General features: G+C 57.6%; 25 protein-coding genes and 1 pseudogene. 16 read left to right on the top strand and 10 right to left on the bottom strand.

The features are described from left to right. Window positions 1–13 precede the first annotated feature (13 nt). Window positions 14–151: a DUF1127 domain-containing protein gene (locus ACSQ3I_RS16820; RefSeq protein WP_109457328.1), complete on the bottom strand. Its 138-nt coding sequence runs from the start codon at window positions 149–151 to the stop codon at window positions 14–16. A gap of 262 nt (window positions 152–413) precedes the next feature. Here ACSQ3I_RS16820 and ACSQ3I_RS16815 point away from each other — a divergent pair, with 262 nt between their 5' ends. Together ACSQ3I_RS16815 and ACSQ3I_RS16810 are read left to right on the top strand one after the other, a co-directional pair. After that, window positions 414–1,184 (top strand): sulfite exporter TauE/SafE family protein, encoded by a 771-nt coding sequence (locus tag ACSQ3I_RS16815; protein ID WP_436000784.1) that lies wholly within the window; start codon window positions 414–416, stop codon window positions 1,182–1,184. Between the two features lie 74 nt (window positions 1,185–1,258). Next, complete coding sequence (locus ACSQ3I_RS16810) at window positions 1,259–1,519, top strand: ArsR/SmtB family transcription factor (RefSeq protein WP_436000782.1); 261 nt, start codon at window positions 1,259–1,261, stop codon at window positions 1,517–1,519. 182 nt (window positions 1,520–1,701) lie between these two features. On the opposite strand, the gene ACSQ3I_RS16805 is transcribed toward ACSQ3I_RS16810, so the two are convergent. Continuing rightward, the gene (locus ACSQ3I_RS16805) at window positions 1,702–1,875 is read right to left on the bottom strand and encodes a YdcH family protein (protein WP_436000780.1); all 174 of its coding nucleotides are present in this window, start codon (window positions 1,873–1,875) and stop codon (window positions 1,702–1,704) included. Between the two features lie 231 nt (window positions 1,876–2,106). Between ACSQ3I_RS16805 and ACSQ3I_RS16800 the strand changes: the two genes are divergently transcribed. Genes ACSQ3I_RS16800 through ACSQ3I_RS16790 form a run of 3 tightly spaced genes read left to right on the top strand, consistent with a single transcriptional unit; the run spans window position 2,107 to window position 3,894 of the window. Next, a complete protein-coding gene (locus ACSQ3I_RS16800) occupies window positions 2,107–2,310 on the top strand; it encodes a YdcH family protein (RefSeq protein ID WP_436000778.1) in 204 nt (67 codons plus the stop codon). 55 nt (window positions 2,311–2,365) lie between these two features. Continuing rightward, window positions 2,366–2,830, top strand: a complete 465-nt coding sequence (purE, locus tag ACSQ3I_RS16795; RefSeq protein ID WP_436001168.1) for a 5-(carboxyamino)imidazole ribonucleotide mutase — start codon at window positions 2,366–2,368, stop codon at window positions 2,828–2,830. Then, on the top strand, window positions 2,830–3,894 hold the full coding sequence (locus ACSQ3I_RS16790; RefSeq protein ID WP_436000776.1) for a 5-(carboxyamino)imidazole ribonucleotide synthase: 1,065 nt from the start codon (window positions 2,830–2,832) through the stop codon (window positions 3,892–3,894). Before purE ends, ACSQ3I_RS16790 begins: the two co-directional genes overlap by 1 nt. A gap of 21 nt (window positions 3,895–3,915) precedes the next feature. On the opposite strand, the gene ACSQ3I_RS16785 is transcribed toward ACSQ3I_RS16790, so the two are convergent. Beyond that, on the bottom strand, window positions 3,916–4,119 hold the full coding sequence (locus ACSQ3I_RS16785) for a hypothetical protein (protein ID WP_436000775.1): 204 nt from the start codon (window positions 4,117–4,119) through the stop codon (window positions 3,916–3,918). On the opposite strand from ACSQ3I_RS16785, the gene ykgO reads away from it, so the two are divergent. The 4 genes from ykgO (at window position 4,109) to ACSQ3I_RS16765 (ending at window position 6,776) form a co-directional block, all read left to right on the top strand. Beyond that, entirely contained in the window at window positions 4,109–4,234 is a 126-nt protein-coding gene (gene ykgO / locus ACSQ3I_RS16780) for a type B 50S ribosomal protein L36 (protein ID WP_109457334.1), read from the top strand. The two genes, ACSQ3I_RS16785 and ykgO, sit on opposite strands and share 11 nt — an antisense overlap. A gap of 103 nt (window positions 4,235–4,337) precedes the next feature. Continuing rightward, window positions 4,338–4,955, top strand: a complete 618-nt coding sequence (locus tag ACSQ3I_RS16775) for a tetratricopeptide repeat protein (RefSeq protein WP_436000773.1) — start codon at window positions 4,338–4,340, stop codon at window positions 4,953–4,955. 48 nt (window positions 4,956–5,003) lie between these two features. After that, on the top strand, window positions 5,004–6,005 hold the full coding sequence (locus ACSQ3I_RS16770; protein WP_436000772.1) for an alpha/beta fold hydrolase: 1,002 nt from the start codon (window positions 5,004–5,006) through the stop codon (window positions 6,003–6,005). A 75-nt stretch (window positions 6,006–6,080) separates the two neighbouring features. Next, window positions 6,081–6,776 (top strand): hypothetical protein, encoded by a 696-nt coding sequence (locus ACSQ3I_RS16765; RefSeq protein ID WP_436000770.1) that lies wholly within the window; start codon window positions 6,081–6,083, stop codon window positions 6,774–6,776. Window positions 6,777–6,915: 139 nt separating this feature from the next. Here the strand turns inward: ACSQ3I_RS16765 and pyk are convergent, their stop codons facing one another. Together pyk and ACSQ3I_RS16755 are read right to left on the bottom strand one after the other, a co-directional pair. Continuing rightward, window positions 6,916–8,355, bottom strand: a complete 1,440-nt coding sequence (pyk, locus tag ACSQ3I_RS16760; RefSeq protein WP_436000768.1) for a pyruvate kinase — start codon at window positions 8,353–8,355, stop codon at window positions 6,916–6,918. After that, complete coding sequence (locus ACSQ3I_RS16755; RefSeq protein ID WP_436001166.1) at window positions 8,355–8,744, bottom strand: DUF1036 domain-containing protein; 390 nt, start codon at window positions 8,742–8,744, stop codon at window positions 8,355–8,357. Before ACSQ3I_RS16755 ends, pyk begins: the two co-directional genes overlap by 1 nt. Window positions 8,745–9,037: 293 nt before the next feature. Between ACSQ3I_RS16755 and ACSQ3I_RS16750 the strand changes: the two genes are divergently transcribed. From ACSQ3I_RS16750 to ACSQ3I_RS16735, 4 genes and pseudogenes are all read left to right on the top strand, one after another. After that, on the top strand, window positions 9,038–9,850 hold the full coding sequence (locus tag ACSQ3I_RS16750) for an N-formylglutamate amidohydrolase (protein ID WP_436000767.1): 813 nt from the start codon (window positions 9,038–9,040) through the stop codon (window positions 9,848–9,850). Next, the gene (locus ACSQ3I_RS16745) at window positions 9,847–10,152 is read left to right on the top strand and encodes a DUF1244 domain-containing protein (RefSeq protein ID WP_436000766.1); all 306 of its coding nucleotides are present in this window, start codon (window positions 9,847–9,849) and stop codon (window positions 10,150–10,152) included. Before ACSQ3I_RS16750 ends, ACSQ3I_RS16745 begins: the two co-directional genes overlap by 4 nt. A gap of 80 nt (window positions 10,153–10,232) precedes the next feature. After that, window positions 10,233–10,334 (top strand): annotated as a pseudogene (locus ACSQ3I_RS16740) (GapR family DNA-binding domain-containing protein); the annotation flags it as partial. Between the two features lie 168 nt (window positions 10,335–10,502). Then, window positions 10,503–10,754: a DUF2312 domain-containing protein gene (locus ACSQ3I_RS16735; protein WP_436000765.1), complete on the top strand. Its 252-nt coding sequence runs from the start codon at window positions 10,503–10,505 to the stop codon at window positions 10,752–10,754. A 69-nt stretch (window positions 10,755–10,823) separates the two neighbouring features. Here ACSQ3I_RS16735 and ACSQ3I_RS16730 read toward each other — a convergent pair whose 3' ends face one another. From ACSQ3I_RS16730 to ACSQ3I_RS16715, 4 genes are all read right to left on the bottom strand, one after another. Beyond that, on the bottom strand, window positions 10,824–11,516 hold the full coding sequence (locus ACSQ3I_RS16730; protein WP_436000763.1) for a hypothetical protein: 693 nt from the start codon (window positions 11,514–11,516) through the stop codon (window positions 10,824–10,826). After that, window positions 11,513–12,565: an AAA family ATPase gene (locus ACSQ3I_RS16725; RefSeq protein WP_436000761.1), complete on the bottom strand. Its 1,053-nt coding sequence runs from the start codon at window positions 12,563–12,565 to the stop codon at window positions 11,513–11,515. The genes ACSQ3I_RS16730 and ACSQ3I_RS16725 overlap by 4 nt, the downstream gene beginning before the upstream one ends. 396 nt (window positions 12,566–12,961) lie before the next feature. Then, the gene (locus ACSQ3I_RS16720) at window positions 12,962–14,953 is read right to left on the bottom strand and encodes an ATP-binding protein (RefSeq protein WP_436000759.1); all 1,992 of its coding nucleotides are present in this window, start codon (window positions 14,951–14,953) and stop codon (window positions 12,962–12,964) included. An 84-nt stretch (window positions 14,954–15,037) separates the two neighbouring features. Further along, the gene (locus tag ACSQ3I_RS16715; RefSeq protein WP_436000757.1) at window positions 15,038–15,574 is read right to left on the bottom strand and encodes a helix-turn-helix domain-containing protein; all 537 of its coding nucleotides are present in this window, start codon (window positions 15,572–15,574) and stop codon (window positions 15,038–15,040) included. Window positions 15,575–15,804: 230 nt separating this feature from the next. On the opposite strand from ACSQ3I_RS16715, the gene ACSQ3I_RS16710 reads away from it, so the two are divergent. The 3 genes from ACSQ3I_RS16710 (at window position 15,805) to ACSQ3I_RS16700 (ending at window position 18,625) form a co-directional block, all read left to right on the top strand. Continuing rightward, window positions 15,805–16,128: a hypothetical protein gene (locus ACSQ3I_RS16710; protein ID WP_436000755.1), complete on the top strand. Its 324-nt coding sequence runs from the start codon at window positions 15,805–15,807 to the stop codon at window positions 16,126–16,128. After that, window positions 16,125–18,128: an AAA family ATPase gene (locus ACSQ3I_RS16705; protein WP_436000753.1), complete on the top strand. Its 2,004-nt coding sequence runs from the start codon at window positions 16,125–16,127 to the stop codon at window positions 18,126–18,128. Before ACSQ3I_RS16710 ends, ACSQ3I_RS16705 begins: the two co-directional genes overlap by 4 nt. A gap of 86 nt (window positions 18,129–18,214) precedes the next feature. Beyond that, the gene (locus ACSQ3I_RS16700; protein WP_436000751.1) at window positions 18,215–18,625 is read left to right on the top strand and encodes a metallophosphoesterase family protein; all 411 of its coding nucleotides are present in this window, start codon (window positions 18,215–18,217) and stop codon (window positions 18,623–18,625) included. 71 nt (window positions 18,626–18,696) lie between these two features. On the opposite strand, the gene ACSQ3I_RS16695 is transcribed toward ACSQ3I_RS16700, so the two are convergent. Then, on the bottom strand, window positions 18,697–18,987 hold the full coding sequence (locus ACSQ3I_RS16695) for a hypothetical protein (protein WP_436000749.1): 291 nt from the start codon (window positions 18,985–18,987) through the stop codon (window positions 18,697–18,699). Window positions 18,988–19,020 lie beyond the last annotated feature (33 nt).

Here is a 19,020-nt window from a genome sequence, read left to right as displayed (position 1 = left end):
AGGTCGGATCAGTTTACTGACCGAGGACAGCGGCGCGGATCTGCGAACGCGAAATGCCGAGGTCGGCAAGCGTGTGATCGTCAAGCGCCTGCAGTTCGCGCATAGCCTTGCGAGCAGCTGCATATTCCTTGATCTTCTGGCGGATGTTCATCGTCTTTCTCCTTTTCACGAGGCTGATATATGCCTCTGCCTGCATATTTTGAAGGCATAAGCCTGCAATGTAGGCATGCGCCAAAGACGCAGCTCGCTCAAAAAACATGCGCATATGCTGCAATGCACAAAATTTCCTCGCAAAACAGGGCGAGAGCCACCCGGCGATGCAATGCATGGATGTCAGCGCCGGAATGCACTATCGTGACCGTCCCGCCGATTCCGAAACCATTCCCCACATCCCTTTCGCCGGAACCAGAGCCATGCTCCCAGACGCCTCGTTTTACGCGCTCGCCATTCCCGCCGTCATTCTTGTCGGCCTTACGAAGGGTGGCATGGGCGAGGCATTGGGGCTGATGGGCGTGCCGATCCTCGCCATGGCGGTCTCGCCCGTCCAGGCGGCGGCGATCATGCTGCCGATCCTGATCGTCATGGATTGGGTTTCGCTGTGGATGTGGCGGCATTTTTACGACAGGCGAACTCTGCTGCTGATGTTGCCGGGAGCCTTGATCGGCATCGCGCTGGGCTGGGCGACTTCGGCCGCGGTGCCTGCCGAGGTCATGCGGCTCGTCATCGGCGGCGTGACGATCTGGTTCACCCTGCGCTATTTCTACAATCGTTTCGGGCCTTTGGCAGGCGCTCCCGTGGAGGCGAAAGGGCAGCGGCCGGTAGCAGCAACATTCTGGTCGACGCTCTCCGGCTACGGCAGCTTCGTGGCGCATGCCGGCGGCCCGCCTTTCCAGATCTACGGCCTGCCACTGAAACTCGATCCGAAAACCTATACCGGCACCAGCGTGCGTTTCTTCGCCGTCCTCAATTTCGTGAAACTGCTGCCCTATTTTGCGCTCGGACAGCTCGACAGCACCAACCTGGCGATTTCCGCCAGCCTCCTGCCGTTTGCCCCGCTGGCAACGGTCGCGGGCGCCTGGATCATCCGGCGCATGAAGCCGGATGTCTTTTATCCGTTCATGTACCTGATGGCGCTTCTGGCTGCGATAAAGCTGTTCGTCGATGGCCTCGGCGTGGTCTGGTAACCACTTCGTACAGAATGCGCTGCACTGCACAATTTCGCTTGCCTGCCTTGCGCCTTTGACGTAGCTTTTCGGCCATGTCATCAACCGATCCCTTTTCCGCCATTGCTGATCCGAACCGGCGTTATCTGCTGGAGGAATTGCGGCGCGCGCCGAAGACGGTCAACGACCTTGCCAGCGGCCTGCCGATCAGCCGGCCGGCCGTGTCGCAGCATCTCAAGGCGCTGCTCGACTGCAATCTCGTTTCTGTGACATCAGAGGGAACGAAGCGGATCTATTCGGTCAACAAGCCCGGCTTCGACAGGCTGAACCTTTGGCTGGATCAGTTCTGGTCGTAACGGGCAGATCCCGACGCCACGACCAGAACCAATCTCGATAACCGGCACTACATCTCCGGTCTGTCTTTGCGCTTTGGCGCCGGCCACCGGAAGACAGCAATACCGCATCCGCTTTTTTCTGAAATCGGACCGTCCGTCCGTCCGATGGCCTTGTATACGTCAGGAAATTTTCGAGGGAGGGGTTAGTGTGTGGTGGCTCTCAGGCGCTCCATCTCATCTTTGAGGCGTAGTTTGCGACGTTTGATATCTGCGATCAGCGAGTCGTCCATGGAGGGAGAAGTCAAAGCATGGTGCAGTTGCTCCTCCAGGACACCGTGCTTTTTTTCGAGTGATTCAAGATGAGCCTGAATGGTCATTCGTCACGTCCTTCCTTCTGTCCAACCCCGGCCCTCAAGCGCCGGGGTTCGAGTTAACGACAGGAGTGTGACACGAAGTTCGGCGATTGTCGAAGGCGAAATCATGGCCTCTCCGCGGCAAATTCGTGAAGAGGGATAACTTCCCGTTACCGGCATTTGATGATAGGAGCTTGCGGAAATCAGGAGCAGATCGGGCGGCAATCGTCCGAAAGTAAAAGTGGGGATCTTGGCATGGCCGATCAGGAACAGGCGGACATAAGGCTCATGGTTGCGCGGCTACGCCAGGAGCACGAAGATTATGACGCCGCGATCAACGCCATGATCGAGGTTGGCTGCGAGGCCCTGCGGATCCAGCGCATGAAAAAGAAGAAGCTGGGGATCAAGGACAAGCTGAGCAAGCTCGAAGACCAGATCATTCCCGATATCATCGCCTGACCACAGGAAGACCCGGACCGTGACAGCAGCAGATACACCGCCCGTCGCCATCATCATGGGCAGCCAGTCCGACTGGGAAACCATGAAGAACGCCGCCGACACGCTCGAAGCGCTCGATATCAGCTATGAAGCGCGGATCATCTCCGCCCACCGCACGCCCGACCGGCTGGTGCGCTTTTCCAAGGGCGCCCGCGACGAAGGTTTTAAGGTCATCATTGCCGGTGCCGGCGGTGCCGCCCATCTTCCGGGCATGACGGCGGCGATGACACCGCTGCCGGTGTTCGGTGTTCCCGTTCAGTCGCGCACGCTGTCCGGCAAGGACAGCCTGTTGTCGATCGTGCAGATGCCGGCCGGCATTCCCGTCGGAACGCTGGCGATCGGCAAGGCCGGTGCCGTCAATGCCGCCCTGCTCGCCGCCGCCGTGCTCGCCCTCATGGACGAAGATCTCGCCGCACGCCTCGACGAATGGCGCGAGCGCCAGAGCGAGTCAGTCGCCGAATACCCGATGGACGAAAGCTGATGACAGCAAGAACGATTGGCATCATAGGCGGCGGCCAGCTCGGCCGCATGCTGGCGATGGCCGCTGCGCGGCTGAATTTCCGCACCGTCATCCTGGAGCCGCAAGCGGACTGCCCGGCCGCCCAGCTGGCCAACCGGCAGATTGTCGCGGCTTATGACGACGCCGCCGCCCTGGCGGAACTCGCTGCGACTTGCGACGTCGTCACCTATGAGTTCGAAAACGTACCGGTAAAGGCCGCGGAGACGCTTGCCTCCTCGGTCGCCGTCTACCCGCCGCCGCAGGCGCTGGAAGCGGCGCAGGACCGTCTGGTGGAAAAACGCTTCATCAACGGCTGCGGCATCCCCACCGCCCGCTTCCACGCCATCGACAGCCAGGAAGACCTGGAACGGGCGCTTGCCGATTTCGGCGGACAGGGCGTGCTGAAGACGCGGCGCCTCGGTTATGATGGCAAGGGTCAGAAGGTTTTCCGCTCGGCTGAAGACAGCGCTGAGGGTGCCTTTGCCGCCCTTGGCGGCGTGCCGCTGATTCTCGAAAGTTTCGTCGCCTTCGAGCGCGAGGTGTCGATCATTGCCGCCCGCGCCATCGATGGTACGGTCGTCTGTTTCGACCCGGCGGAAAATGTCCACCGCAACGGCATCCTGCACACCTCGACGATCCCCGCGTCGATCTCCGCCGCGACAGCCGACGCTGCCCGCGATGCCGCCGGAAAGATCCTGTCGACGCTGAACTACGTCGGCGTCGTCGGCATCGAATTCTTCGTGCTTGCCGATGGCGGCCTGATCGCCAACGAGATGGCGCCGCGCGTCCACAATTCCGGCCACTGGACGGAGGCGGCCTGCGTCGTGTCGCAGTTCGAGCAGCATATCCGTGCCGTGGCCAGCCTGCCGCTCGGCAATGCCGACCGGCATTCCGACTGCGTGATGCAGAACCTGATCGGCGACGACATCCTCGACCTGCCGGACTGGCTGCGGCGCGCCGATACGCTCGTCCACCTCTACGGCAAGACGGAATCACGCCCCGGCCGCAAGATGGGCCATGTCACTACGCTGCATCGCAAGGCCTGAATCCACCTTTGCCGGGCCTTTTCAGGCTTCTTTCGCTTGCCGCCAAAGGCTGTGAACGTTGGTAAAAGCGGCGAAAAAAGCCTTCAGATGGTTGACACGGACATAGGGCCGGGTTATCTGCAGCGCCAACCTAAGAGCGCGCTGTCCGGCACGCTTTTGAATGTAGAAGACACGGGCGAATGTGAATTCCCCCAAACCACTGCGGATCAGAAAAATGAAGATCAAGAATTCGCTCAAGTCGCTCAAGGCACGTCATCGCGACAACCGCCTGGTTCGCCGTAAGGGCCGTATTTACATCATCAACAAGCAGAACCCGCGTTTCAAGGCTCGTCAGGGCTGATAACGCGCGTACACGCTTTCGATCTTGGGCGGCCTCTGGCCGCCCGATCACTTTTAAGAGCGTGACGAGATTTCCGTTTGATCTTCTGCGATGGCGGGCTACCATGTCCGCCATGAGCATTTTTACGACTCCGCGCGCGATTCTGGCGCTGGTTCTCCTCCTCGTTTTGCCCCTGCCCTCGTTTGCGGCGGACAATGCCACGCAGGTTATCACCGAGCAGCCGCAGGCAAGCGAAACCATCAAACAGCGTATCGACAATCTTTTCGCGCAGCTCAAGCGCCAGCGCGATCCCGACACCGCCAAGGGCATCGCCAACCAGATCGCCATGGAATGGAACGATTCGGGCAGCGCCACCGTCAATCTGCTGATGCAATGGGCGGAGACGGCGATCGGCGAAAAACGCAATGCCGCCGCCTTCGATTTCCTCGACCAGGTAACCCTGCTCAAGCCCGATTACGTCGAGGGCTGGAATCGCCGCGCCACGCTGCATTATGCCCTCGGCAACACCCGTAAATCGATGTCGGACATCAACCGCGTGCTGGCGCTGGAACCGCGCCATTTCGGCGCGCTCGCCGGCATGGCGGCGATCATGTCCGAATCGGAGCACGAGGCGCTGGCCCTGAAAGCATGGGAGCGGTATCTGGAAATCTATCCGGCCGACCGGAACGCCCAGGAGCAGATGAACACGATCTCCGAAAAGCTTGCCGGCAGCCGTTCCTGATTTTTTGACCGGATGCAGCCAGCGACGCCGCAGGGATACTAAAAAGCGATGCTGGTTGCCATTCTGACCATCGTAGCGGCGCTCTGCGCAGCCATCGGCTTCTCCCATGCCCGTAGCCAGCAGATCGAGGCGGAGCACCCCAATGCCGGCGAGCGCATCGATGTCGGCGGCTACGCGCTCAACTCCCTCCATATCCCGAAACCGCCCAGCCCCGACCTGCCGCCGATCGTCTTTATCCATGGCGCCAGCGGCAACCTGCGCGACCAGTATCATGCCTTCGCCGGCCCATTGGGCGGCCGTGCGGAAATGCTGTTCGTCGACCGGCCAGGCCACGGCTATTCGGAGCGCGGCGGGCCGCGCAATGCCTTTCCTGACGGCCAGGCCGATGCCATCGCCACCCTGATGCAGAAGCGTGGCATCGATCGGGCGATCATTGTCGGCCATTCCTTCGGCGGCGCCATCGCCGCCAGCTTCGCCTTGAGCTATCCGGAGAAGACTGCCGGCCTGCTGCTGCTCGCACCCGCCACCCATCCCTGGCCCGGCGGCATCGACTGGTATTATTCGCTCGCCTCGACGCCGCTGCTCGGCCGCCTGTTCACCCGCACGCTGACGCTTCCGCTCGGGCTTTCCCGCGTCGATGCCGGCACCCATTCGGTCTTCCACCCCAACGTCCGACCGGACGACTATATCGAACGCACCGGCCCGGCGCTGGTCCTGCGGCCGCAAACCTTCGTCCACAATGCCGTCGACATCGCCAACCTTCACGGCTACGTCAGCCGCGTCTCGCCGCGCTACAGCGAGATCACAGCGCCGACGATCATCATCACCGGCGACCGCGACAAGGTTGTTGCGGCGGAGATCCACTCCCGCAGCCTCGTGCAGACCATACCGGGCGCCGAACTGGTGATTGTCAGCGGCGCGGGACACAAGCCGGATTACGTCGCCACGGACGTGGCGATTGCGGCCCTGGAAAAACTGGCCGGCAAGCCGGGTGACCTGGATGAGGTCGTGGCGATTGCCGAAGCGCGGATTGCCGCACAGGGGAAATAGCGGTCGCCGCCAGCGCGCCCAAGCCCGGCACAAGCCGCAGAAGAAAGGATGGAGCCAGAAGAAGAGGCAACATCCATGCAAATCAGCAGTCTGGCCAATACCGCATTTACAAAACCACCGACGACGGACGCCACCGCCGCCGGCGTGACACGCACCCCCTTGGACACCCAGGCGAGTTCGCTCAAACAGGCCCTTGCCTATATCAAGACATCCGATGAGATCGAGGATGCGGCGCGCATTGCGCGGGCAAAGCAGAAGCTGGAAGACGCCAAGGCGCAGCTCGAATTCCTGCGTCGCTGGAGTTTCAGCCCGGAAGTGGTCGCCCGGCAGGCCGCGGCGCTCGGCCAACAGGTTGCGGCAGCCGCCAATGATTTTGCCGCCTCCGGTGACCTCGTGGCCGCCGGCACCACTGCTGTGGCAACGACGGCCGACACAAACGCTCCGACGCCGGTTTCCGCGGATGCCCCGGAAGATGATACCGGCTATTCAATCGCGCAACAGGCCTATGACGAAACGATGCGGGACGGCATGGAGCGCTCCACGCCATCCTCCGAAGAGAGCGAAATCCTCGAAGAATTCAAGGCTCTCGCCGAAGAGATCAGGAGGCTGCTCCAGGAAGCCCTCCGCAAGATGCAGCAGGAGCAGAACGCCGAGCGGGCCGACGCATCCGATGCCATCGCCACCCTTGGAGATCAGATCGGCAGGTTGACGGCCATTCTCGGCACGGCCGAAACCGCCGGCGCCACGATGCCAAGAACGATCACGCTCTGACACCCTCCATCGTCCGGATGAAGAGCTGAGGGTACGGCCGGCATCGACTGCAACAACAAAAAGAGCGTCGTGATCCCGGGATCGCGACGCTCTTCAAGTCTTTGCATTCCGGCAGAGTGCCAGAGCCGTATAAACTGCCTCAGATGCCGCTCAGGCCGTCCGAGCCGATGTAGGCGATGCGCAGCATGTTCGTCGCGCCGGGCGTGCCCAGCGGGAAGCCTGCGGAGATGATGATGCGGTCGCCCGGCTTGCCAAAACCTTCGGAGACGACGATGCGGCAGGCGCGGTCGACCATGTCGCCGAGATCGCTGGCATCGTTGGTGACCACGCAGTGCAGGCCCCAGACGACCGACAGGCGGCGGGCGGTCTGGATGATCGGCGACAGCGCAATGATCGGCACCTGCGGCCGTTCGCGCGAGGCGCGCAGGCCGGTCGTGCCCGACGAGGTGTAGCAGACGACGGCCGAGAGCTTCAGCGTTTCGGCGATCTGGCGGGCCGCCAGCGAAATGGCGTCGGCGCCGGTCGCTTCCGGCTGGGCGCGCTGGGCATAGATGATGCCGGGATAATTGACGTCGCGCTCGACGGTGCTGGCGACGGAGGCCATCATCGACACGGCCTCGACCGGATAATCGCCGGAGGCGGATTCGGCCGAAAGCATGATGGCATCGGCGCCTTCGAAGACGGCAATCGACACGTCCGACACTTCGGCGCGCGTCGGGACGGGTGCAGAGATCATCGATTCCAACATCTGCGTGGCGACGACCACCGGCTTGCCGGCACGGCGGCAGGCGCGGATCAGCTGCTTCTGGATGCCGGGAACCGATTCCAGCGGCATCTCGACGCCGAGGTCGCCGCGGGCGACCATCAGGGCATCGGACAGCTCGATGATTTCGTCGATGCGTTCCAGCGCCTGCGGCTTTTCGATCTTCGACATGATGCCGACGCGGCCACGGGCGATCTTGCGCACTTCCGCGAGGTCATCCGGGCGCTGCACGAAGGACAGCGCCACCCAGTCGACATCATTCGTCGCCAGAACGGCGTCGAGGTCGATACGGTCCTTTTCGGTCAGCGCGCCGACGCCGAGCAGGGTATCGGGCAGGCTGACGCCCTTCTTGTCGGAGATCTTGGTTCCCGAGACCACCGTGGTGACGATGCTCTTGCCGTCGCACTTGACGGCGCGCAGCGCCAGCTTGCCGTCGTCGATCAAAAGCCGGTCGCCCGGCTTGACGGCTTCGAGGATTTCCGGATGCGGCAGGTAGACGCGGGTCGCATCGCCCGGCGCATCGTTGTTATCCAGCGTGAAGGTCTGGCCCGGCTTCAGCTCGACCTTGGTGTCGGCGAACTTGCCGACACGCAGCTTCGGTCCCTGCAGGTCGGCAAGGATGCCGATCGGCCGGCCACAGCGGCTTTCGACGCTGCGGATGCGCTGGATGAGGGTGCGCATCAGATCATGGCTCGCATGGCTCATGTTGATGCGGAAAAGATCGGCACCTGCCTCGTGCAGTTTCTGGATCATCGCTTCCTCGGAGGAGGCTGGGCCGAGGGTGGCGAGGATCTTCACTTTGCGATTGCGGTTCATCAGTTCTGGCTTTCTTGCGTCCCTGGAGTGTCGGAAAGCTGAACCATCCAGCTTCCCTGACGACCCGTGTCATATTCCTTGAAGCCCATCTGCTGGTGGCCCCGTGCGAAGCAGTCATTGACGCCGACGATCTTGAACTCGTTTTCGGCCACGCACATGTTCACGTCGCCGGTCCAGCGCCCGCCACGGGCGGCGTCCTCGGCGTAGAGATAATAATAACGCGACTGCAACTCGCCTTCGATCAGCGTCGCGCATGTGGTTGCCGGCACTTGCCACCACCCTTCCGAAATCCAGCCCTCCTTGGACCGATAACCGATCGCCACACCGACGAGGTTTTGCGTTCCGTTGCAAACGCGGAAATCGGCATGTGCCGATCCGGCAAATGCCATGGGGGTTGCGGCGATTGTCGCGAAGAGGAAGAACTTCGCCAGGAAAAGACGCCACGAACCGGAGAGATTCAGAAATGTATGGGGCACGGCTTCCGATGGGACTCCATGATTTGTCGTCAGTGCTTTCTTGCGATGCCAGTCGCCGAATGTCAACGCAACTCTAATCGGTTATATTCGCGATAAAAGTCAAAACGGACGCCTTGGCAAAATCAAGGCCGGCGATATCGGCTTGCACATCCCCCTTGCGCATGCGATCAAACGGCGAACACGAAACCGGCCATCGGTCCCCGCGCATGCCAGACTCTCCAGCCTACGAAACCCTATCCGGCAATCATGACAAAGGCATGGTGATCGTCGCTGATCACGCCATGAACCGCCTGCCGCCCGCTTACGGCCGGCTCGGCCTGCCGGAGAGCGCCTTCGAACGGCATATCGCCTATGACATCGGCATCGAGGGATTGACGCGAGCGCTGTCGCTGATGCTCGACGTGCCGGCCGTGATGAGCTGCTTTTCCCGGTTGCTGATCGACCCGAACCGCGGCGAAGACGACCCGACGCTGATCATGAAGATCTCCGACGGTGCGATCATCCCCGGCAATCATCCGATCGACGAGGCCGAGTGGAACGGCCGCCTCGTGCGATATCACCGCCCCTATCACCACGCCGTGGCGCGGACGATCGCTTCGGTTGCTGAAAAGACCGGCCGGGCACCGCTGGTGCTGTCGCTGCATTCCTTCACGCCCGCCTGGAAGGGCGTGCCGCGCCCCTGGCATGCAGGCATCCTCTGGGATAGCGACAACCGCGCCGTCGTGCCGCTCATCCGGCATCTGGCCGCTGCCGGCGATATCGTCGTCGGCGACAACGAGCCCTATGATGGCGCGTTGAAAGGCGATAGCATGTACCGTCACTGCATGATGAAGGGCATCCCGCACGCGCTGCTCGAGGTCCGGCAGGACCTGATCGCCGACGAAAAGGGCATAGCGGCCTGGGCCGCCCGGCTGGCCCCGATCTTTTCCGCCATGAACGACGATCCGGCGCTGCATGAATACCGGGTCTTTGCCTCCCGCACAGGCGCCTACGACATTTCTTATGGAGACCAGACATGACCGACATCAGCCGGGAGCAGCAGATCGAATTCGAAGCCGCCGTCTTCCGCCGGCTGGTATCGCACCTGCAGAGCCGCAGCGACGTGCAGAACATCGACATGATGAACCTCGCCGGCTTCTGCCGCAACTGCCTGTCGAACTGGTATCGCGATGCCGCAATCGAAGCCGGCGTCGATATCAGCCGGGATGAATCCCGAGAGCATGTCTACGGCATGCCTTATGAGGAGTGGAAAAAACTCCACCAGAACGAAGCCAGCGATGCGCAAAAAGCCGCATTTGAACTGAACAAGCCGAAGGAATGAGCGCTACGGGCTTGACCTTGCGTCCGGTTCGCGGCACCTCACCTTCGAAAATGCCAATCCCGAAATATTAGGAGAGACCGATGTCTGATGTCCAGGGCGTCGCCCGCGACCAACTCCGCGCCTTTATCGAGCGCATCGAACGTCTGGAAGAAGAAAAGAAGACCATTGCCGACGATTTTCAAACATCGGTCTTCTTACCGAACGGCGCATCTGCGTAGTGGAATCAATAACTTAGCTGGCCTTCAATGGACAGAGCAATTACCGGTATTCACCAACAAAGTGGTGCCAACCAACCTCGGTTCCAAGCCGACGATTGTGGCCCAATCAGCAACCCATTTAGGAGAAAGTGAATGGAAGAAACTTCGATAGAAAATGTCACAGCATCAGAATTGCGCTCGATCATTGAGCGAATTGAAAGGCTGGAAGAAGAGAAGGCCGCGATAGCCTCAGACATTAAAGACGTTCTGGGTGAGGCCAAGGGACGAGGCTTTGACACCAAGGCCATCAAGACCATTCTTCGCCTCCGCAAAAAGGACGCAAATGAGCGGATGGAAGAAGAATCCATCTTGCAGACCTATATGGCTGCTCTCGGCATGGAATAAGTTCTGAGATGCGGGCGGGTTAACCGTCCGCGCTCTGACCACTAGGTTTCCCCGCTGAGCGGCGGGCATTCACATCCACCGTAGTTCTTCGTTGATGCTGGCAATGAATGCCGTAACCCATTTCATCCTAGGTCTGTCGATCTCGTTTCTTTGAATAAGCTTGTTCATCAAGACGACAGCACGCGCTATTAGATCGTGATATCGCTGGGCAGTTTTTTGAATACGCTTGATTTGGTCAAGCTCCAAATCACACAACATCGCTGTCGCTTCGGCAGCTCTCGGCGCGTTCGGTTTTACAGCATAAACCCAGCCAGGATGAATCTCGATGTTGAGGTGAAAATCGTCGAAGTACGGATGCAGCCATTTGAACGACCCGCTGCCTGGCCGTAGCGACTGAGATTCACGCATCGCTTGATCGCCGAGATCGCGATTACCTTTCTGCATGTTGCAAGGGTGGCATGCCATCGTGAGATTCACAGGCGAAAACGCCCACTTCCTGTAGTGTGGCTTCGACTTGTCGAGATAGTGTTCGATATCTTCGCAAGCGTTGCGCCGTTCCTGATCAACCAACTGGCGGCAGAAGTAGCATCGTCCAACTTGTTGTGCCCGAAGTGACTTTCTGAGGTCCATGCGAACGCCAGCCAGTTGCTTGTCGGCCCACTGGATTTTCCCGTGACGATATGCCCGGATGGCTTTTTGACATCGTTTTCTCCTTAATGCGCTTCGATGAGTTGGGCTCATCCGACCGGGTCCGAGATTCATTCTGTTCCCCGTGCAAACTTACGGATGGTTTGAAGCGGATTAAATAAAGGATCAGACTCAGCAAGAACTAATTGAAAATTCTCTAGGTCAGCCACGGCGGCTTTGAAATCGGAGCTTTTGGCTTTTCCCTGGGAAATAAGAGTTAGGCAACGCTGTATCGCGTCAATTACTCTAGGTGATCGGGGAGAAGCGACGCCGAAGTGTTCTAAGAGCACCGTGTCCGAAGTTTGTCCAAAAAGGGTCTCTTTTTTCCACTCGGTCCCGCTAGGAAAATCGCACGTTAGTGACGTTTCGTTTGAAATGCTGGCGACCACCAGCGGGGAATGGGTGGTAACCACCACCGTTGCATTAATTTTGAGCTGCGCCACGATATCAAGTAGCCTGCTCATTACCGTCAACTGCCACTCTGGATGGAGAGACGTTTCGGGCTCGTCGACAACAATGAGGCAGTTCGTAGGGAGGCAGAAGCAGAACGCGAGCATGAGAAGGAGAAATGACCTCTCCCCCGCACTCAACTCTTGCAGAAAAAGCCGACGTTCATTCCTGTAGAACGCAAACTGCGCTCTGGCAGTTGATCGATGAGTAGGAATTGCGGGTCTTATCCAATTATCGAAGTGGAGAGTATATTCGGTGTCGCGGCGTCGACCTCCCTCGCTCGGCAGCATTAACACTACAACAGGTTCAAGATTGAGCTGCCGGAGGCAGAAACCCGCCAGCTCCAAAGACTGCTCCGTTAGCTCCCGGTCCAGCACAACCTTAAAAAGTTCACGAAAAGGAGCGGTTTCAGAAAACAGATTGTTGTTCCGGCGATAGCCAAGATATGTGAAGTGCTCGGAATCAAGGGTTTGCCGATAGACCCGCTGTGAATATTTATCGATCACAGGACCAGAGAGACAGACAACGTGCGAGAATTCGCTGTCGCCCGCTTTCAGTTCATCAATTGTCTGATCAGCGAGCGCGGATATATAGCGTGTTTTACCGGAGCCGTTGACGCCAGTTAGGATGTGAACTCTGCCCGGGACGGGACGTGGAAGAACCTGCGTTTTCAATCACTATGCCCTTGGATTTTGGAATGCTCATCCGCCTTGAAACGCGCAAGTACAGGTATTCTCCTCTGCCAGTTCAGGACGCGAGCGGCGAACAGGCTTGTGTTGACGGTTCCAGCCCGAACCGAAGTGGTTCTTCCGCCCCACTCAGCACTTTCTAGGAGAGCGATGGCGTATGGACGAGCGCCGGGCCTTTCTGAGAGGTCATCGAGCTTATAGCCCAGCACTACGCGTGCGTACCGCATACAATTCAGCTCCACCCTTCCACTCGGTCAACCCCATCTTACGACTCCACCCATATTCTCGGTGGCGGTCTATCATGATGAGGCTTTCCCACCAAAGAATACATTGCAGCAAAGGCAACAAACGACCGTTAAGGAATGAGAGCACTTTGCGCTGTCATTCCGCCGCCTCCGTTACCACCTGGGTCGCAGCTGCTAGTGCGGCCCGAACTTCTTCAGGCAAAAGACCAAGTTTTTGGAAAAAGCTCTGGTTTCGCAGTTCGGCATCTCTGAACACCTTCTTATAGCTGAGCACTCTCAGAGAGGCTTTGTGGTTTGGAGAGAACCCATAATAGCCAAGGCCGTCTGGCGTCGGATGTTGGGCTAGACTCCGTTTGAACCGCTTCCTCGCCCCCTCCGTGAGGTCACACAATATTATGCATTCGAATGGCGTCTCTTCGCCAATTTCGGAAACCACTTCGCCGTTTTGGTCCCTTACCGTCTTGCTGCGAAGCTTCTCGACATATTCGAGAACCTGGTCCACCGGGTCGCTTGACAATTGTTCATCGCCCGGCCTCTTGAATTCTACTACGACGACTGGATCGTTCGTTCCCTCCCGGCGAAACCCATAGGGGTTAAGAAAAATAAGGTCAGGCTCCTTCCTCTCTCCATCGATGCCGAGTGCCGACATAGCTTTGTCTGATGCAAAGAAGCTGTAGTAGGATAGGAGGTCATCCACGAGCCACAAATTATGATCATCGTAGTCTTTGGTACTCAACATCTTGCCCATTGGACAAATGATCTCGTGCAGAGTCTTTTCCCAATGATAAGATTTCTTTTCGTCATCTGAGTATCTCAGCAATGATCTTGCGAGCTGGATTATTTGATGCCGTTTGATGGTGTACTCGGCGAGGCGTCGTTTCGCGTCTTCACTTACTCTCTGTACCAGCTTGTCGATTTGGTCCTGCCTGTTCTCGCTGGCATTGGCATCTGCCGAAATAGAACTGATGTCGGCCTTTACCTTTTTTTCGTGGCGATAAAGCACGGTGAAAAGGCTCTTTCCGATGTCCTCATCCGACATTCCTGGAGTTAACTTCTGAACGTAGCCGTCTATGTCATCCACCGACACCGCCAGCTGCGGATGCTCCTGAAGGAGGTCGACGACAATACGCTTCTGCCCCTTCCGCAAAGTCTTAATGTGAGGCTCTAAAAATGTCTCAGCTGCCTCCAATGCCTTTTCGTGGATTGCTGAAAGCTCCGCTTGGGACGCTTTAAATGAAGTTCGCTCCTGATCAACGTTGGTATCAAGGAAATTGCCTCGTACAACACAAACGTAAGCTTTGCCGTTCTCAAGGCCAGTCAGTGCGAATTTCTGGCCGATTTCAATCGTCTCGACGACGCGTCCTTGAGCGGCCAAGAGAATGGCATTCGAAAAACCCTGCGAGATGTTCTTCTCTACATAAACGTGCGTGATATGCAGTTCGCCAATTCCGTTAAACTCAAGGACTTCTTTTTGCTCTTGCTGCTTTTCAACACGCTCGGCGAGATAGCCACCTATGTCACGCGGTGAAGGACCAATAGCAGCGATCAGTTTCGGCATGCCCCCAGCAATGAACATCGGGAAGAAGTGGTGGCAAAGCTGGCGCGTCAGCGGACCTTTCCCAATGGCTGCGTTTTGGTCAGGTCGGATTGCCCCCAGGATAATCTGAGTTCCAACGTCGTCGACTTTTCCAGGTAGGCGTTCAATATCAACTAGGGATTCGTCTCTACGTGGATCAAACGAGAAACGCACCTCTTCGCAACCGTCGAGACCAATCTCATAGGTGCTTCTGACGATTATTTCCCGAAAAACCTTAGCCCAAATAAGACGCCCAACGCCACGTCCTCCAATACTTTCTTTCTCGCGGGTGTCACAGGTTTCAAACGACTTCAGATGCTTCTCGTTCAATCCCACGCCATTGTCGGACACGGCAACATGCTTCAGGTTCTTGTTTTTGTCGAAATCAATGCTGACCGTAATCACACCCCGCTTTGCGAAGTCTGACACGCCAAAGCGTTCTTCAACCGCGTGGACTGCGTTGCTCACGGCTTCATAAATTGAGTACGAAAGTGCCGTACGGTTTGACGGCACGCGCAGATTGTCAATGCGACCATTGATGTCGAATTTCATTGTCCCCTCCGGTAGTCCCCGGTGAAGAACTAAGACAATTATAAGTTTAAGTTCAACTGGTTTTTCGACGGCCTAGAGCAACATTTAGGACGATAGAGGCGACGATAACGCACGAACGCCGAGGCCGTGATTTCGATCTTCCGGAACAATTACCACTCCTTTTCTGAGCAAAACGGCCCTCAGTTTCGTCGCTGATTGTTCCGGAATTCGCTTAAGTCCCCCGCGTTCAATGCGAGCTATCGCGTCTCGGCCAACTTCCGAGAGATCAGCCATTTCATCCAGGGAGAGGTTCAGCATCGCACGGGCGTGGCGAAGACCTGAAACCCATGTCAGGCCAGTCGGATGCTGCCACTGAACACCTTCGCCCTGTGAGTGAGACGATTCCAAAAGTTCGAGCCCTTCGGCTTTCAGTACAGCGTGAACCCGCGAAAGTGCGTGATTGTCGGGGAGCTTTCGTTTGGAGGATTCCAGACCGAGCAAAACCGCTGGCGTGATGTTGGCCTCTTTTGCCAACCATGCCTGAGTTTTGCCGAGCATCGACCGCGCCGCTCGCAATTGCCGATGTGTTGGATATCCCGTCATAAAAGGCGAAAAATGATGAAACAAAAAAAATGTCAACATTTCTAGTTTCATCGCGCTTAGTAGAAAATTGTAGCATTTATTCTAGTTTTGTTGCGCGAATCGAACCGTCGCGTTAAAGGAGTTCCATCGAATCAGCGACGAGACACCTAGGCGAGCAGTCCACTGTGATCACCTCGCCAGAATAGGCGGTCACTCTTTAATCGGCGCAGTCAGCGTCGCCACTGGTTCGTGAGCGAATGTGCAACAGCAAAGCTGGAAGGGTATTTCTCATGGCAAGTTCTGAAACCGACTTCGAGGTCTCTTCGCCAGCGGAGCTGATCACTACTTACCGGCGTCTCGCGGATGACCTTGAACGGGTCGGCCGGGATGGACCCGAATCCATCGCACCCGAAGTCTCGATTTCAGATTGGATGATTGCCAAGCGCGCCGTCCCAATTCTTCTGGGTACAGTCCTTGGGCATCCAACCGTAAGAGATGGGCGACCAGCGGCAACCACTGAAATTGTGTATTGGGATGAACACTGGCAACTCGCGCGTACGCTGACACGTTGGTATCGGCTCGGCCGACCGCTGATTGGAGGCGGCAACCAGTGAAGTCTGATCCGGATCAAGAGTTGCTCGACGAAGCTATCGAGCATTTAATTAACGCGACATCGAACCTGCGCGCCGTAATTTCCCGAAGCCCGGGGAGGCTCAATCGTCGGTCGGCCCCAACTGCTTTGGCGGCGAGTCCAAGGAAATTTCTAGCTTTCTGCGCCTTCGTGAGATTGATGCGACAGCAGAAGGATTTTTTTGCCGAAGCGACATCGGTTCTAGTAGTCAACGTGCCCCGCACCTGGCCCATCGACGACTTCGACTATGTCGCCGATGTGTGCTTAAAATCGGGCGACCGAGGCCTCTCGAAACTGAAAACCTTTTGCCACCCACCTCGCACGAAGCGCGGTGCGTGGGATTTCACGCCAGGCAACTTCCTCGACGCTCAGAAAGTCATTGTTTTTGTCCCGCGAGGTGCGGAACTGCATCCAGAATTCGAGGTCAGCGCTGACGCGGTCGTTGATCTGGAAATCCTTGATGATCGGCATCTCGACAGTCTAACGCGCCAGCTGGAAACGGGGCCGCTTTCGGATGAGGAAAAGGATCGCCTCAGGCAGCAGGACCCTGCCTTTATCAATTCCATTTTTCGAAAAGGTCGGTCGGCCGCCGCTGCCCTGACCAAGCTCGAAAGGCTTCAGACGAAACCGGCGAAAGGTCCAAGATTGGTTCCTCTGGCTGCATACGGTGAGGCCGGAGCATGGGGTGAGAAGTTCAAACACGATCTTGGGCTGTGGCGATCCGGTCGGATGTATTGGTCTGATATGGATAGAGGCATCCTTCTGTACGGCCCCCCTGGCGTCGGCAAGACATCCTTTGCCGCCTCCCTGGCAAATGAATGTGGTGCGCATCTGGTTCCGACGTCGCTTGCCAAGTGGCAGGCCACCGGCCATTTGGGGGACCTGCTTAAAGCGATGAGACAGGATTTTGCCGAGGCGCGCGACAGAGCCCCGTCGATACTGCTCATTGATGAAATCGACAGTGTTGGAGATCGCCGGGCGTTTTCTGGCGACAACCGGCACTATTGTACCGAGGTGGTCAATGGACTTTTGGAGGCCTTGGATGGCGTCGCCGGTCGCGAGGGCGTGGTAGTTGTTGGCTGTACGAATTTTCCCGAAGCCATTGATCCCGCTATTTTACGGTCGGGGCGGTTGGAAACGCATATCGAGATGAAGCGGCCAAGTGCAATTGAGCGGGCGGAAATCCTTCAATTTTACCTCCCTGCGCTTGACGCCTCGAAGGAATTTCGTGACATCGCGCGGCATTTGAATGGCAAGACCGGGTCCGACCTTGAGCGCTTGGCTCGTAAAGCAAAGCAAGTTGCTCGCATTCAGAACCGCAGTGTGATGATCGACGACGTATGGGCTGTCGTCCCAAAGCAGATGCCGCTCAGCGACGACGACCGATGGCGTATCTGCATTCACGAAGCCGCGCATGCGGTCCTAACCGAACTGTCGAATCCAGGAAGTGTGTCCTCCGTCGAACTGTTTGACGATTACCACGACAATGTTGATGCACACGATGCGCTTGGTCGAACTTCATCAAATTGTCCAACTCCTCCGCTGAGGACTGAGGAATTTTTTCGGCAGGACATCGCGATTAGCCTAGCCGGGATGGCGGCCGAAGAGCTTGTCTTTAAAAATCGCTCGACGACCGCTGGAGGCTCACGCGGAAGCGACCTGACCAGCGCGACCGAGTCGGCTGTACTCATGATTACTCGATTTGGTCTCGGAAAACGGCTCTCGGTTTTTCCCGACGACGTTGATCGTCCCGTTCAAAAGCTTCTCGAAACCTCACCCGGACTTCGAAGCGACGTCGACGACATCCTGCGGGCAGAATATTCCCGCGCAAGAAGCCTGCTTGAGGCTAACGTCGACGCCATGACCGCAATAGCCCGAGCGCTGCAACAAGAAAAGAGATTGGAGGGTGAACGGCTGAAAACCCTTCTACAAGGTCTCTGCGTTGCCGACGTCTCAACGCAGCGGCTGGAATTTACCGGCTGACGCTGCGTGATTGATCGGGGACCTGTCAATGTTGACCGGGTTCCCGCCGCCCCTTCCACACCCCTCTTTCACCGATAGGCGAACCCATGAAAGCTTGGATCGTCAGCGATCTTCATGTCAAAAATTCCGAGCTTTCTCGGACCGACCTTGAAATTCCTGACGCAGATATCTGCATCTGCGCGGGTGATGTGTCGGGTATTGTCGAGATGTCGATGCAATTCGTGCTCCGCCATATTAGCCCACGAATGCCGGTCGTAATGGTACTCGGAAATCACGAATACTATGGAGCGACCATCCGGGCGAGCATCAAAACCGCAAAGCGAATGGCAAAGCGCTCAAACGTTACTGTCCTGGAAAATGAAGTAATCGTGCTTGGTAAATCCGTATCATTGGCGCGACGTTGTGGACTGACTTTGAAATCGAGCACGGCATCAAAACTGAGCTGCCGCTTCCTGAACGGAAATCCTACGCGATCAACATTTGCAAACGTTACATGATGGACTTCCACGCGATTTATCGCTCGGATTGGCCAGAGACAGGAATGCCTGGCCTCTTAACCGCAAAGGAACTAATCGAACGACACATGGAGAGCCGCGACTTCATAGCGACCGAGTTGGAAGACCAATTCGATGGCCGCACTGTTGTCCTGTCCCATCACGCGCCACTGGCTCGATCTCTCCACCACGCTTTCAGAGGTCACCCAAGCAATGCCGCCTTCGCTTCGGACCTGTCTGCGATGATCGCGCAAGGGAAACCCGACCTTTGGGTGCACGGTCACATCCATCATTTTCGCGATTATCGAGAAGGCACCACCCGGGTTATTTGCAATCCGCGAGGATACGAACGAGAACGCGCTCAAACCGGATTTATCTCTGGACTTGCCGTCGAAATC

Origin of the sequence: Rhizobium sp. LjRoot30, from assembly GCF_964253915.1 — a bacterium.
GTDB lineage: Bacteria > Pseudomonadota > Alphaproteobacteria > Rhizobiales > Rhizobiaceae > Metarhizobium.
This window is presented reverse-complemented; position numbering and strand designations above follow the sequence as displayed.